The sequence below is a fragment of the Kitasatospora sp. NPDC097605 genome (assembly GCF_040302725.1).
In the GTDB taxonomy this organism is placed as follows: Bacteria; Actinomycetota; Actinomycetes; order Streptomycetales; family Streptomycetaceae; genus Kitasatospora.
This window is the reverse complement of record NZ_JBEOSF010000005.1, coordinates 82,879-96,877: the sequence shown is the minus strand read 5'-3', so window position 1 is coordinate 96,877 and position 13,999 is coordinate 82,879. Positions and strand designations below refer to the sequence as shown.

Here is a 13,999-nt window from a genome sequence, read left to right as displayed (position 1 = left end):
GCCGCTCTGCCGTGGGCTTCGCCCCGTGCGGCTTCGGCTGCGCCTCGCCGCCATCGCGACTGCTAACTGCGGTTGCTCAGGCGAACCGGGGGCGGTCTCTGCTGCTGTTTCGCAACGCCCGATGCGGAGTGGGAAGTCGATGGGGCCGACTTCGCACTCCACGGCTGCCTCATCTGGCCCGGCTGCCCCTCGCTCACTTCGAGCGAGGGGCAGCCGCCATCTGGGCGTGCCGATCTTGTTCGGGTGGGCGCGGGGGTGGGAGTCGATGGGGCCGACTTCCCACCGTGCGGCTGCACGGTCTGACCTGGTTGCCCCCTCGCGCCGAGAGGGGGCAGCCACCCCGAGATCCGCCGTCCAGGGGGAGTGGGAAGTCGATGGGGCTGACTTCGCACTCCACGGTCACCTCGGGTTGCCCTCGGGTGGCTTCGGGCGTGGGCTGGCTGTTGCTCGCGTGTGCTGGTGAGTGCAGGGGGGAATCGACGGGGCCGACTTCGCACTCTGCGGCCGCCTCGCCTGGCCTGGGTTGCCCGCGGTGGCTTCGGGCGTCGGCTGGCTGTCGTTCGCGTGTGCTGGTGAGCGCGTGGGGTGAGAAGTCGAGGGGACCGACTTCCGCCCCCCGGCTGCACGACCTGACCCGGCCGCGCCCCCTCGCGCCGAGAGGGGGCAGCTACCCGAGATCCGCCGTCCGGGGGGAGTGGAAAGTCGATGGGGCCGACTTCCCACTCCACGGCCCACCTCATCTGACCTGGCTGCCCCTCGCTCCCTTCGAGCGAGGGGCAGCCGCCATCTGCGGGCGCCGCTCTTGCCCGGGCGAGGGCGGGGAGTGCCACTCCGCGATCACCGTGGCCGGCGTGGGCTGCCGCTCGCTGACTGCGGGTGCGGGGTGGCCGCCATCCGTGAGTGCAGTCTTCCTCGGGCGAGTACGTGGAGTGGAAAGTCGGCGAGGCTGACTTTCCACTCCACGGCCACCCCGCCTGGCCTGGGCTGTCTCCCGGGCGTGGGGCGGCTGCTGTCCGGGTGCGGGAAGTCGGTGGGGCCGGCCTTCCGCTCCTCGGCATCGGGGGGAGCGGGGCGATGTCTCCTCACATCGGCCACCTTCCCCGGACATTGCGTGGCGGCCTCAGCGTTCGACGGCCTTGGCGAGGATCTCGGGGAGGCGTTCCAGCAGGCGGCCGGCGGCGAGGCGTAGGCCGAGGGTGGCGATGAGGGCGCCGTAGAGGGGGCCGGCGAGGAGGAGGGGCCAGGTGGGGGCGTCGGCGGCGATGGCCCAGGCGAGGTAGCCGATGGCGGGGGACGCCACGATGACGCTGCCGAACATCGAGCCGAAGCTGTTGAGCATCACCAGGCCGCCCTGGCCGGGGGCGGCGTTGCGCATCGGGTTGTTGTCGGCGGGCATGGTGTACGGCGCGAGCACGCTGAGCACGGCGCCGATGGCGATGCCGCTGCCGAGCAGGGCGAACGCGACGCCGACGGCCGAGGGCAGGCCGGACCACTCGCCGGTGGCGGCGGCGAGGACGACGGCGAGCACCAGGGTGACCGGGACGGCGTAGGAGAGCAGAGCGAACGCGCGGCCCCGCAGTTCGTCGCGGGCGTCGGCGGGGGTGAGCAGGGTGGTGGCGACCATCCAGAACGCGGAGCCGTCCATGCCGAACAGGTTGAGCATCTGCAGGCCGAGGAACATCCCGGTCATCGCCACCAGGTAGACCGTGGACCAGCCCTGGACGATCGACAGCACGCAGACCACCAGCGTCATGCCGATGCTGGTGAAGACGGCGGCCTTGGCCCGCGGCTCGCGCCAGGCGTACCGCAGGTGGCGCTGCATCACGGCGCCGACCCGGCCGTCCGGCAGGAAGCGCCAGCCGCGCCCCGAGTCCTGGACGCCGCGCACCACCTCCACCGTCGAGGCGTCGGCGGTGACCATCAGCTGCTGCAGGGCGGCCCGCCACCAGCGCAGCAGCAGGGCGAGCAGCGCGGCGGTCGCGGCGAGCTGGAGCAGCGCGAGCGCGTACCGGCCCTCGCCGGCGGTGCGGGCGGCGTCGACGGCGGAGACCGGCGGTATCCAGCGCAGTACGGAGGCGATCGGGGCGAGCGGTTCGAGGTCGAGGCCGTCGGTGCCGGGCTTGCCGAAGACGCTCTGCGAGCCGACGTTGGCGATCTGCACCAGCAGCGCGAACAGCAGGCCGCCGAAGATGGCGAAGTCCTTGCCGCGCCGGCTGGAGAGCAGCCGGGCGTTGCCGGCGGCGACCGCGCGGGAGAGGACGACCACGGTCAGCACGGCGAGCGGCACGCCGAGCACCCCGGCCACCGCCGAGGCGCCGCCGGCCGCGCCGGAGAGCGCGGCGCCGGTGAGCAGCACCAGGCTGATCAGCGGCCCGGGCCCGAGCAGGGCGGCGAGCACCGAGCCGCGCAGCAGCGGCGCGGGCCGCAGCGGCAGCATGGTGAGCCGGGTCGGGTCGGCGCTCTCGTCGCTGGAGAACAGGAAGAGCGGGAGCGCGGCCCAGCCGAGGGTGAGCGCGCCGGTGAGGACGACGCCCGCGTCACCGGCGGATCCGGTGTCGACGGCGTGCCCCAGCATCGCCGTCGCGAGCGCGATCCCGGCGGCGAACAGCAGGCCGGCGACGGCGCCGAGCAGATAGAGGACGGCGCGGCCGCGGCTGCGGCGCAGGCCGTTGCGGAGCAGCCGGAGCTTGAGCGAGACGAGGGTGCGCACGACCGTGCGGTCGTCGGGCAGGCCGGTGTCCGCGGTGGCGGTGTCCAGCGGGGCGGAGGTGCTCACCGGTCGCCCCCGCCGAGCCAGCCGAGCGCCTGGCCGTCGTCCTCGCGGACGCCGATGAGTTCCAGGAACGCCTCGTGCAGGCTGGTTCCGCCGCGGACGGCGTCGAGCGGGCCCTGGGCGATGACCCGGCCGGTGCTGATGACGGCGACCCAGTCGCAGAGCTGTTCGACGAGTTCCATGACGTGGCTGGAGAACACGACGGTGGAGCCGGCCGCCGCGTACCGCTTGAGCACGCCGCGGATGGTCTGGGCGGAGACCGGGTCGACGCCCTCGAAGGGCTCGTCGAGGAAGAGCACGTCCGGGTTGTGCAGCAGGGCGGCGGCGAGGCCGATCTTCTTGCGCATACCGGTGGAGTAGTCGGCGACCAGCTTGTCGGCGTGGCCGGCGAGGTCGAGGACGGCGAGCAGTTCCTCGGCGCGGCGGTCCACCTCGGCGCCGGGCAGGCCGCGCAGCCGGCCGTTGTACTGCAGCAGTTCGCGGCCGCTGAGCCGTTCGAACATGCGCAGGCCCTCGGGGAGGATGCCGATCCGGCCCTTGGCGGCGACCGGGTCGGCCCAGACGTCGGCGCCGTGGATGAGCACGGTGCCCTGGTCGGGCCGGAGCAGACCGGTGACCATCGACAGGGTGGTGGTCTTGCCGGCGCCGTTGGGGCCGACCAGTCCGACGAACGCCCCGGCCGGCAGCTCCAGGCTGAGCCCGGCGACGGCGGCCTGGGTGCCGAAGTGCTTCCACAGGCCCTGGATGGACACGGCCGAGGGCGCGGGGGCGGGGACGGGGGACGGCGACGGCGCTGACGCCTGCATGATGGCGGCTCTTTCCACTGGGGGCGGACCGGTCGGGCCGGTGATCGTTTCATGATCCACACGGCTTGGACGACAGCCTGCCACCGCCCCGCCGGGCCTGTCTGCAGGGCCGATGCCCCGGGTGTGTCTGGGCCAAACGGGTGGCGGTGACGGCGGTGACGGCGGCGGCGGTGGCCGGACGGCGCCGAAAAGTCGGCGGATCCGCCGAATTGGCAACTACTCAGGACCTCCGATCGTCCTGCACTATGAGAGTCGAGTGAACGGGGAGGGTCCGTGGTCGCGCGGGGGTACCGGGAGGTGGCGGATGGCCCATCAGCCGTGGGGTGAGCAGGGCTACGGGACGGCCAAGCCGCCCGCGTCCGTGCCGCCCGTACCGGGGACTCCGCCCGCCGTGGCGCACCACGCGCCGTCGCACGCCGCGATGCCCCATGCCGCGATGCCGCAGTCGGCGATGCGCGCGGCGACCACGGACCGCGAGCGGACGGTGGACGTGCTGAAGGCCGCGTTCGCCGAGGGCCGGCTGAGCGCCGCGGAGTACGGCGAGCGGTTCGAGGCGGCGAGCACCGCGCAGACCTACGGCCAGCTGGCCCGGCTGGTCGCCGACCTGCCGGCCGGGCCGATGGTGGCGCCCCAGATGGTGGCGCCGCAGATGGCGGTCCACGTGCCGCCGACCTTCCTGCCGCCGCCGGTCCTGGTGCCGCCGCCGCGGCCGACCAACGGCGCGGCCGTGGCCTCCCTGGTGCTGAGCCTGCTGGGCCTGGGCCTGCCGGCGGTGATCGCCGGCCACGTCGCCAAGGACCAGATCCGCCGGCGCAACGAGGACGGCGACGGGATGGCCACCGTCGGCCTGGTCCTCGGCTACGTGGAGTGCGCGTTCTGGAGCCTGCTGATGCTCGTCGTCCTGGCGGCCGGCGGCTGACCGCCCCGGGCCCGTGCCGGCCCGTGCCGGGTCCCCGGGCGCCCCGTCGCGCGGCCCGTCCGAGTGGCAGCCGTCACCCCGATGTGGTAGGGCGGTAGGTGGGCGACCCGACACCGGGCAGCCGCGCGCGGGACACCCGCGCGACACCCGGCCGACGGCCGCCACCTGCGGCGTTGCATTTGTTTTGACCGCGCCCGATGCGCTAGGTACGCTCTGACCTTGTGCCTGGGGTGTCCCCGGGTCCTTGTGCGTGCATGCACACCGGTCGCCGCGCCGAGCCGGAGCGCCTCCCAGCGCACCGCGCGTAGAGCGCCGTCGCTGTACATCAGCCCACGGGATTCCGTGCCGGAAAAAACCCAACACACCCGACCGCGTGGGTCGACCACGGGGCCGTGTGCGAGGGAATCACCGCAGGTTAGTTCCACCAAGCCTTGGCACACAGAAAACGGAGAAACGGTGCCTACGATCCAGCAGCTGGTCCGAAAGGGCCGGCAGGACAAGGTCGAGAAGAACAAGACTCCCGCGCTGAAGGGCTCCCCGCAGCGCCGTGGGGTCTGCACGCGTGTGTACACGACCACCCCGAAGAAGCCGAACTCGGCGCTTCGTAAGGTCGCCCGTGTGCGCCTCACCAGCGGGATCGAGGTCACCGCTTACATCCCGGGCGAGGGCCACAACCTGCAGGAGCACTCCATCGTGCTGGTTCGCGGTGGTCGTGTGAAGGACCTTCCTGGTGTCCGCTACAAGATCATCCGCGGTTCGCTCGACACCCAGGGTGTCAAGAACCGCAAGCAGGCCCGCAGCCGCTACGGCGCCAAGAAGGAGAAGTAAGAATGCCTCGTAAGGGCCCCGCCCCGAAGCGCCCGGTCATCATCGACCCGGTCTACGGCTCCCCGGTCGTCACCCAGCTGGTCAACAAGATCCTGCTGCACGGCAAGCGCTCCACCGCCGAGCGGATCGTCTACGGCGCCCTCGAGGGCGTCCGTGAGAAGACCGGCTCGGACCCGGTCGTCACGCTGAAGCGCGCGCTGGAGAACGTCAAGCCGGCCCTCGAGGTCAAGTCCCGCCGTGTCGGTGGCGCGACCTACCAGGTTCCGGTCGAGGTCCGTCCGGGCCGCGCCAGCACCCTGGCGCTGCGCTGGATGGTCGGTTACTCGCGCGCCCGTCGTGAGAAGACCATGACCGAGCGCCTGATGAACGAGATCCTCGACGCCAGCAACGGCCTGGGCGCTTCCGTGAAGCGTCGCGAGGACACCCACAAGATGGCCGAGTCCAACAAGGCCTTCGCGCACTACCGCTGGTAGTCCGTACCCCGTCACTAGACAGAGAGAGAACGAGCCACCATGGCTGCAACCTCCCTTGACCTCGCCAAGGTCCGCAACATCGGGATCATGGCGCACATCGACGCGGGCAAGACCACCACCACCGAGCGGATCCTGTTCTACACCGGTGTGTCGTACAAGATCGGTGAGGTCCACGATGGCGCTGCCACCATGGACTGGATGGAGCAGGAGCAGGAGCGCGGCATCACGATCACGTCGGCCGCGACGACCTGTCACTGGACCGTCGACGATGCCGACCACACCATCAACATCATCGACACCCCGGGTCACGTCGACTTCACCGTCGAGGTGGAGCGCTCGCTGCGCGTCCTCGACGGTGCCGTGACCGTGTTCGACGGTGTCGCCGGTGTCGAGCCCCAGTCCGAGACCGTGTGGCGGCAGGCTGACCGCTACGGTGTCCCGCGCATCTGCTTCATCAACAAGCTGGACCGCACGGGCGCCAACTTCTTCTTCTGCGTCCAGACCATCGTGGACCGCCTCGGCGCGACCCCGCTGGTCATGCAGCTCCCGATCGGTGCCGAGTCGGACTTCCAGGGTGTTGTCGACCTGGTCCGCATGAAGGCGCTGGTCTGGTCGGCCGAGGCCGCCAAGGGCGAGATGTACGACATCGTCGACATCCCGGCCGAGCTGCAGGAGCAGGCGGACGAGTACCGCGAGGCCCTGATCGACACCGTGTCGAACGTCAGCGACGAGATCATGGAGCTCGCCCTCGAGGGCGAGGACATCCCGGTCGAGCTGCTGCAGACCGCGATCCGCAAGGGCACGCTGAACTCGGAGTTCACCCCGATCTTCTGCGGCACCGCGTTCAAGAACAAGGGCGTCCAGCCCCTGCTCGACGCCGTCGTCAAGTACCTGCCGTCCCCGCTGGACATCGAGTCCATCGAGGGCACCAAGCCGGGCGACGACACCGTCAAGATCTCCCGCAAGGCCTCGGACGACGAGCCGCTCGCCGCGCTCGCGTTCAAGATCATGTCGGACCCGCACCTCGGCAAGCTCACCTTCGTCCGGGTTTACTCGGGCCGCCTGGAGTCCGGCACCTCGGTGCTGAACGCCGTCAAGGGCAAGAAGGAGCGCATCGGCAAGATCTACCGCATGCACGCGAACAAGCGTGAGGAGATCGACTCGGTGGGCGCCGGCGACATCATCGCCGTCATGGGCCTGAAGCAGACCACCACCGGTGAGACGCTGTCCGACGAGAAGAACCCGGTCATCCTGGAGTCCATGGACTTCCCGGCCCCGGTCATCCGCGTCGCGATCGAGCCCAAGTCCAAGGGTGACCAGGAGAAGCTGGGTGTCGCCATCCAGCGTCTCGCCGAGGAGGACCCGTCCTTCCAGGTCAACACGGACGAGGAGACCGGCCAGACCATCATCGCGGGTATGGGCGAGCTGCACCTCGAGGTGCTGGTCGACCGTATGCGCCGTGAGTTCAAGGTCGAGGCCAACGTCGGCAAGCCGCAGGTCGCGTACCGCGAGACCATCCGCCAGGCGGTCGAGCGCATCGACTACACCCACAAGAAGCAGACCGGTGGTTCCGGTCAGTTCGCCAAGGTGCAGATCGCGATCGAGCCGCTCGAGCAGGCCGAGGGCTACGAGTTCGTCAACCTGGTCACCGGTGGCCGCGTTCCGCGCGAGTACATCCCGTCGGTCGACGCCGGCTGCCAGGAGGCCATGGAGTTCGGCATCCTCGCCGGCTACCCGCTGCAGGGTGTCCGCGTGAAGCTGCTCGACGGTGCGGCGCACGACGTCGACTCGTCCGAGCTCGCGTTCAAGATCGCCGGCTCGATGGCGTTCAAGGAAGGCGCGAAGAAGGCCAAGCCGGTCCTCCTCGAGCCGATGATGGCCGTCGAGGTCACCACGCCCGAGGACTACATGGGCGACGTGATCGGCGACATCAACTCTCGCCGTGGCCAGATCCGGTCCATGGACGAGCGTCACGGTGCCCGCGTCGTCACGGCGCTGGTGCCCCTCTCCGAGATGTTCGGCTACGTCGGTGACCTGCGCAGCAAGACCTCCGGTCGCGCGAGCTACTCGATGCAGTTCGACTCGTACGCCGAGGTTCCGAGGAACGTCGCGGACGACATCATCGCGAAGGCCAAGGGCGAGTGACGTCCCGACTTTCGGGACGATAACCAACCCTTAGGCTATTAGGAGGCAACCCGGGAGGATCCGGTCGGATCCTCCCGGGGCCTCCGGCCCCCCCACCAGCGGGACGGCACGGGGTGTCCTCCGGACAACCCGCACCAAAACCGATCAAAGACCAACTGGCGTCAGCACGGCGTACAGGAACTGTCCTCAGGAGGACTCAGTGGCGAAGGCGAAGTTCGAGCGGACGAAGCCCCACGTCAACATCGGCACCATCGGTCACATCGACCACGGTAAGACCACGCTGACCGCGGCCATCACCAAGGTGCTGCACGACGCGTACCCGGAGATCAACCCCTTCACGCCGTTCGACCAGATCGACAAGGCGCCGGAGGAGCGGCAGCGCGGTATCACCATCTCCATCGCGCACGTCGAGTACCAGACCGAGGCGCGCCACTACGCCCACGTCGACTGCCCGGGTCACGCCGACTACATCAAGAACATGATCACCGGTGCCGCCCAGATGGACGGCGCCATCCTGGTGGTCGCCGCCACCGACGGCCCGATGCCGCAGACCAAGGAGCACGTCCTCCTGGCCCGCCAGGTCGGCGTTCCGTACATCGTCGTCGCCCTGAACAAGGCCGACATGGTGGACGACGAGGAGATCCTGGAGCTCGTCGAGCTCGAGGTCCGCGAGCTGCTCTCCGAGTACGAGTTCCCGGGCGACGACCTGCCGGTCGTCCGCGTCTCCGCGCTGAAGGCGCTGGAGGGCGACAAGGAGTGGGGCGAGAAGCTCCTCGGCCTGATGCACGCGGTCGACGAGAACATCCCGACCCCGGCCCGCGCCGTGGACCAGCCGTTCCTGATGCCGATCGAGGACGTCTTCACGATCACCGGTCGTGGCACCGTCGTCACCGGTCGTATCGAGCGTGGCATCCTCAAGGTCAACGAGACCGTCGACATCATCGGCATCAAGACCGAGAAGACCACCACCACGGTCACCGGCATCGAGATGTTCCGCAAGCTGCTCGACGAGGGCCAGGCCGGTGAGAACGTCGGTCTGCTGCTCCGTGGCATCAAGCGCGAGGACGTCGAGCGCGGCCAGGTCATCATCAAGCCGGGTTCGGTCACCCCGCACACCGACTTCGAGGCCCAGGCCTACATCCTGTCGAAGGACGAGGGTGGCCGCCACACCCCGTTCTTCAACAACTACCGCCCGCAGTTCTACTTCCGTACCACGGACGTGACCGGCGTCGTGACCCTCCCCGAGGGCACCGAGATGGTCATGCCGGGCGACAACACCGCCATGACCGTCGCGCTGATCCAGCCCGTCGCCATGGAGGAGGGCCTGAAGTTCGCCATCCGTGAGGGTGGCCGCACCGTCGGCGCCGGCCAGGTCACCAAGATCGTCAAGTAATTGACGCTCTGATCGCTCGACCCTCGGGTCGAGGAGGGCCCGGTGGACATTCCGTCCGCCGGGCCCTCGGCTTTTTCGTAATTGTGACTGTTCTATGATCCTCTCGTGTGGCCGGGGGGGCTCCGGCATTCGTCTGTACTCGGACAGCCGTTGCGGTGCCGGGCCGATCGAAGGGCAAGTCGTTGTCTACGACCATTTCCGTGCCGGAAAGGCTCATGCCGGGTCGGGCCGCGGGGCGCGGCACGGCGCCACCCGACAGGCCGTCCGGACGGAGTTTCACGGTGCTGGCCGGAGCCGTGGCGGCCGCCTGGGTGATACCGGCCGGACTCGTCCCCCTCGGGCTCGGCATCGTGCTGCTGCCGGTGCTGCTGCTGGCGATCGCGTCGCTCATCAGGGTCGGCGGGGGGCTGCTCGACCGTCTGGTGGTGGCCGGCCTGATCCTGGTCGGCACGGTGCTGGTGTCCGGACTGCTCTTCTCGCTCTGGCCGTGGGGGCTCTCGCCCGTCGCGACCTCCGGCACCCTGCTCACCGGGCTGGCGGTGACCGGCTGGCTCGCCCGCCGCCGGCCGGGGCTCCCGCTGCGCGGCCGCCCGTCGGACCTGCTCGTGCTCGGCACCGCCGGCACCTTCTGGTACTACCTGCACCACCCGCTGGCCGGGAAGTCCGCCGCCGAGCGGCTCTCCTTCTTCAGCACCGCCGAGGACCGGCTGAACCACTTCTCGTACTTCTCCGGGATCCAGCACGTCGGCGGCTACAACTTCCTCCACCAGGAGGCCGCCCGGGCGTACATGATGTCCCCGGCCGAGGTGACCTACCCGCAGGGCACCCACTTCCTGCTGGCCTGGGTGGACTCGCTGGTCCACTCGTCGGCCGACTCGGGCGCGGTGCTCGGCGTGATGAACCGGTACCTGCTGTACGTCCTGGTGGCCTACACCCTGCTGGCCACCGCGCTGGTCTGGGCCGCACGCTGGATCGGCGGCCCGCGGCTGCGCGGCTGGCGGACCGCCGCGGTCTGCGGCACGGTCATGGCACTGATGCTCGCCAGCAACTACACGTACCTGGTGATCCACGGTTTCGACTCGACGATCATCGGCCTGCTGATGCTGACGGTGACCCTCGCGGTGCTGATCCGCCCGGCGGCCGGCCGGGTGGAGTACGCGCTGGCCGCGCTGGCCGGCCTGATCACCGTGACCTACGTCTACAACCTCTTCGGCGCCGTGGTCGGCCTCGCGGTGCTGCTCTCCGTGCTGGTGCACCGGCGGAGGTTCGCCGGGAACACCCGCCGCCTGATCGGGTTCGGCCTGGCGGCCGCGGCCGGTCTCGGCCTGGCCGGCCTGCCCAGCCTGGTGTCCGTGCTCTCCGAACTGGACGTCGCCGGCACCGCGAGCCTGGGCGGTCCGAGCGTCGAGGCGGACCGCACGCTGCTGGTCGGCGGCATGCTGCTGGCGCTCTTCGCGACCTTCGCCCCGGTCAGCCGCCGGACCGCGGTGGGCCGCGCTCACCTCGCCATCGTGCTCGGCACCGGCGTGGTGGTGGTCGGCTTCGGCTGGTACCAGGTCCGCACCATCGGCGAGTACTCCTACTACTTCGAGAAGCTGGCCGGCTGCGCGATCGTGGTCGCCCTCATCTCGCTGGGCGCGGTCGGCAGCCTGCTGCGGGCCCCCGCCCCCGTCCGCTCCTCGCGCGGCCGCCGGCTGGCGGTCGACGGCCTGGTCTCCGGCCTCGCCGTGGCGACGGCGCTCAGCCTCTTCGCCGGCATGCAGTGGAGCATCCGCTCCTTCAAGGGCGGGCCGGTGGCCTGGCACACCAACTCGCTGGTGGGCTGGAGCCGAGGGGACGCCTGGAGCGACATCGGCCCGCGCGACGGCGCGACCGTGCTGGACGACCTGAAGGACGTCCAGGGCCCGGTCATGGCGCTGTACTCGAACGACGACTACAAGAACCTCAAGTCGACCTGGCTCGCGGCCCTGCTGCGCGAGCGGGGCGGCGACATGCTCCCGCTCTACGAGACCCACTGGATCAACATCGGCGCCGCCCCGGGGCCGGAGCCGGAGTACCGCAAGGCCATGGAGCACGTACGGCTCGCCATCGGCAAGCTCGGCCGGCCGCTGACCATCGTCGTCGCGGACCGTTCGCTGGCCGCCCGGATGACCAAGGACCTCTCCGGCGACGGTCTGCCGGCTACCGTCCTGGCCCTTCCGGACAACCAGTGGGTCCAGCCCTGGAACCGAAGTTTCCCCGGTGACTGAGCCGCGACCCGGCCGGTTCGGCCCCCAACTCCCCGGCTACACTGACGCCCTGTCGTGCTCCGAACGAGCACCGGTCCGGGGCCGAGCCCCCCATTCGCGAAAGCGCCTCCCGCATGACTGATGCCCCTGCCCTGACGCAGCCGTCGCCTCCCGGGCACAGTGAGGCCGCGTCCTCCGCCCCCGCCGGAGGGCGGTCCGCGGTCCGTGCGCGCCGGCCGCGTCTCTACGCGCTGGACGGCATGCGCCTGATCGCCGCGCTCACCGTGGTGTCGTTCCACTGGACGGCGTACGTCGGGATCGACGGGGTCTGGCCGGGCAAGACCCCGCGGGAGGTCCTGCCCACGCTCAACCACTTCGCGTCCTACGGCTGGCTCGGCGTCGAGCTGTTCTTCGTCATCAGCGGCTTCGTGATCTGCATGAGCTGCTGGGGCAAGCGGCCGGGCGAGTTCTTCGTCTCGCGGGTGATCCGGCTCTACCCGGCCTACTGGACCGGCATCGCGCTCACCACCGTCGTCCTGCTGACCGCCACCGAGTACGCCCGCTCCGGCGCGTCGGACGGCCTGGACGCCTCGCGGGTGCTGGCCAACCTGACCATGCTCCAGGAGCCCTTCGGCATCCGCCACGTCGACGGCGTCTACTGGACGCTCTGGGCGGAGATGAAGTTCTACCTGCTCTTCTCCATCGTGGTGGTCAGGGGCCTGACCTACCGTCGGGTGGTCGCGTTCTGCGGGATCTGGGCGGTGGCCGGCGCGCTCTCCGTCCCGGCGCAGATACCGCTGCTGACCACCCTGGCGATGCCGGACCAGTCGCCGTTCTTCATCGCCGGCATCGCGATGTTCCTGATGTACCGCTTCGGCCAGAACCTGCTGCTGTGGGGGATCGTCGGCTTCAGCTGGATGCTGGCCCTCTCCCGGATCAACTCGATCAAGGTCCTCTACGAGAGCGTCCTCGGCTACCACCTGTCCTGGAACGTGATCGCCGGCGTGATGACCCTGGCGTTCGCACTGGTGCTCGCCGCCGCCCTGGGCTGGTTCAATTGGGCCTCGTGGAAGTGGCTCACCGTCGCCGGTGCGCTCACCTATCCCGTCTACCTGATCCACCAGGAAATCGGCTGGACGATCATCCACTTCGCGCAGACGAAGGGCCTCGGGGTCCGGGGGGCCCTCGGCGTGGCGCTGGTGATCATCCTGGCCGTCGCGTGGCTCATCCATCGCTTGGTCGAGCGGCCGCTCTCCGGCGCCCTCAAGAAGGGGCTGGACCGCTCGATGCTCACCCTGCGCCAGGTCTCCGACGAGCCCGGGCGCACCCGGAGCTGACCGGCCCCCCAGCCGGTCCCCGGCCGACCGCACAGATCTTCATGGAATAGGCGAACAACGATGGACAATGCAGTAGTAGCGCCGGCCTGGTCCGGCGACCCGGCCCCCCCGCTGCTGTCGGTGGTCATCCCCATCTACAACGAGCAGGAGGCCCTGCCGCTGACCGTGCAGCGGCTCCGTCCGATCCTGGACGGGCTGTCCGTCAGCTACGAGGTCGTCGGCATCGACGACGGCAGCACCGACGCCACTCCGGCGATCATGCAGAAGATCCACCAGGACTGGCCCGAGTTCCGCATCGTCCGGTTCGCCCGCAACTCGGGCCACCAGGCGGCGCTCACCGCGGGCATCCACCGCGCCTTCGGCGATTATGTCGTCTCCATCGACGCCGACCTGCAGGACCCGCCGGAGAAGATCCCGGAGATGCTGTCGCTGGCGCGGGAGCAGAACCTCGACATCGTCTACGGCGTGCGCGGCGACCGCGGCACCGACACCTTCTTCAAGCGGCGCACCGCCGGCGCCTACTACTGGCTGATGCGCAAGCTGGTCGGCAAGAAGATGCCGAACCAGGCCGGTGACTACCGCCTGCTCAGCCGGGCCGCCGTGGACGCGCTCAAGTCGCTGCCCGAGCACCAGCCGGTCTACCGCCTGCTGGTCCCGTGGCTCGGCTTCCCGAGCGGCGAGGTCGTCTACGTCCGCGAGGAGCGGGTCGCGGGCAGCACCCACTACCCGCTCTCCAAGATGCTGCGGCTGGCCATCGACAGCATCACCAACTTCTCCGCCAGCCCGCTGCGGCTCGCCACCTGGCTCGGCCTGCTGAGCTTCGTGCTCTGCTTCGGCCTCGGCGTCTACACGACCGTCGAGTACGCGCTCGGCGAGACCGTCCCCGGCTGGTCGTCCCTGTTCATCGGCATGCTCTTCCTCGGCGCGGTCCAGCTGGTCTGCATCGGCCTGCTGGGCGAGTACGTCGGCCGGATCTACTCGGCCGCCCAGTCGCGCCCGGCCTACTTCATCGGGTACGACTCGGCGGAGGACGGCCGTACCCGGACGTCGAAGGTCTCCGAGTACGTGGCGTGACCCCCGACCGTCCCGTGGCGGCG

The 13,999-nt window shown here is 70.1% G+C and carries 10 protein-coding genes; 8 read left to right on the top strand and 2 right to left on the bottom strand.

Going from position 1 to position 13,999, the window contains the following annotated elements; genetic code table 11:
• Window positions 1-1,120: 1,120 nt before the first annotated feature.
• Window positions 1,121-2,776 (bottom strand): GumC domain-containing protein, encoded by a 1,656-nt coding sequence (locus tag ABTX81_RS07695; protein WP_350542316.1) that lies wholly within the window; start codon window positions 2,774-2,776, stop codon window positions 1,121-1,123.
• Entirely contained in the window at window positions 2,773-3,579 is an 807-nt protein-coding gene (locus ABTX81_RS07690) for an ABC transporter ATP-binding protein (RefSeq protein ID WP_350542315.1), read from the bottom strand. The genes ABTX81_RS07695 and ABTX81_RS07690 overlap by 4 nt, the downstream gene beginning before the upstream one ends.
• Before the next feature lie 304 nt (window positions 3,580-3,883).
• Here ABTX81_RS07690 and ABTX81_RS07685 point away from each other — a divergent pair, with 304 nt between their 5' ends.
• The 8 genes from ABTX81_RS07685 to ABTX81_RS07650 all read left to right on the top strand — a co-directional run bounded on the left by ABTX81_RS07685 (window position 3,884) and on the right by ABTX81_RS07650 (window position 13,976).
• Window positions 3,884-4,498: a DUF1707 and DUF4190 domain-containing protein gene (locus ABTX81_RS07685; protein WP_350542314.1), complete on the top strand. Its 615-nt coding sequence runs from the start codon at window positions 3,884-3,886 to the stop codon at window positions 4,496-4,498.
• Between the two features lie 456 nt (window positions 4,499-4,954).
• Window positions 4,955-5,326, top strand: coding sequence for a 30S ribosomal protein S12 (rpsL, locus tag ABTX81_RS07680; RefSeq protein ID WP_014144289.1), 372 nt, complete (start codon window positions 4,955-4,957; stop codon window positions 5,324-5,326).
• Window positions 5,327-5,328: 2 nt separating this feature from the next.
• On the top strand, window positions 5,329-5,799 hold the full coding sequence (rpsG, locus tag ABTX81_RS07675) for a 30S ribosomal protein S7 (RefSeq protein WP_030055803.1): 471 nt from the start codon (window positions 5,329-5,331) through the stop codon (window positions 5,797-5,799).
• Between the two features lie 39 nt (window positions 5,800-5,838).
• A complete protein-coding gene (fusA, locus tag ABTX81_RS07670; protein WP_350542313.1) occupies window positions 5,839-7,944 on the top strand; it encodes an elongation factor G in 2,106 nt (701 codons plus the stop codon).
• A 199-nt stretch (window positions 7,945-8,143) separates the two neighbouring features.
• Window positions 8,144-9,337, top strand: coding sequence for an elongation factor Tu (gene tuf, locus ABTX81_RS07665; protein ID WP_030280743.1), 1,194 nt, complete (start codon window positions 8,144-8,146; stop codon window positions 9,335-9,337).
• Between the two features lie 281 nt (window positions 9,338-9,618).
• Window positions 9,619-11,586 (top strand): hypothetical protein, encoded by a 1,968-nt coding sequence (locus tag ABTX81_RS07660; protein WP_350542312.1) that lies wholly within the window; start codon window positions 9,619-9,621, stop codon window positions 11,584-11,586.
• Window positions 11,587-11,699: 113 nt separating this feature from the next.
• The gene (locus tag ABTX81_RS07655; RefSeq protein ID WP_350542311.1) at window positions 11,700-12,902 is read left to right on the top strand and encodes an acyltransferase family protein; all 1,203 of its coding nucleotides are present in this window, start codon (window positions 11,700-11,702) and stop codon (window positions 12,900-12,902) included.
• A 60-nt stretch (window positions 12,903-12,962) separates the two neighbouring features.
• On the top strand, window positions 12,963-13,976 hold the full coding sequence (locus tag ABTX81_RS07650; protein ID WP_350542310.1) for a glycosyltransferase family 2 protein: 1,014 nt from the start codon (window positions 12,963-12,965) through the stop codon (window positions 13,974-13,976).
• The last annotated feature ends 23 nt before the right edge of the window (window positions 13,977-13,999 follow it).

What these genes read in the sequence shown, in the direction of transcription:
- ABTX81_RS07690 (WP_350542315.1), bottom strand. Translation starts at nt 3,579, where the DNA reads ATGCAGGCGTCAGCGCCGTCGCCGTCCCCCGTCCCCGCCCCCGCGCCC.
- ABTX81_RS07685 (WP_350542314.1), top strand. Translation starts at nt 3,884, where the DNA reads ATGGCCCATCAGCCGTGGGGTGAGCAGGGCTACGGGACGGCCAAGCCG.
- rpsG (WP_030055803.1), top strand. Translation starts at nt 5,329, where the DNA reads ATGCCTCGTAAGGGCCCCGCCCCGAAGCGCCCGGTCATCATCGACCCG.
- fusA (WP_350542313.1), top strand. Translation starts at nt 5,839, where the DNA reads ATGGCTGCAACCTCCCTTGACCTCGCCAAGGTCCGCAACATCGGGATC.
- ABTX81_RS07655 (WP_350542311.1), top strand. Translation starts at nt 11,700, where the DNA reads ATGACTGATGCCCCTGCCCTGACGCAGCCGTCGCCTCCCGGGCACAGT.
- ABTX81_RS07650 (WP_350542310.1), top strand. Translation starts at nt 12,963, where the DNA reads ATGGACAATGCAGTAGTAGCGCCGGCCTGGTCCGGCGACCCGGCCCCC.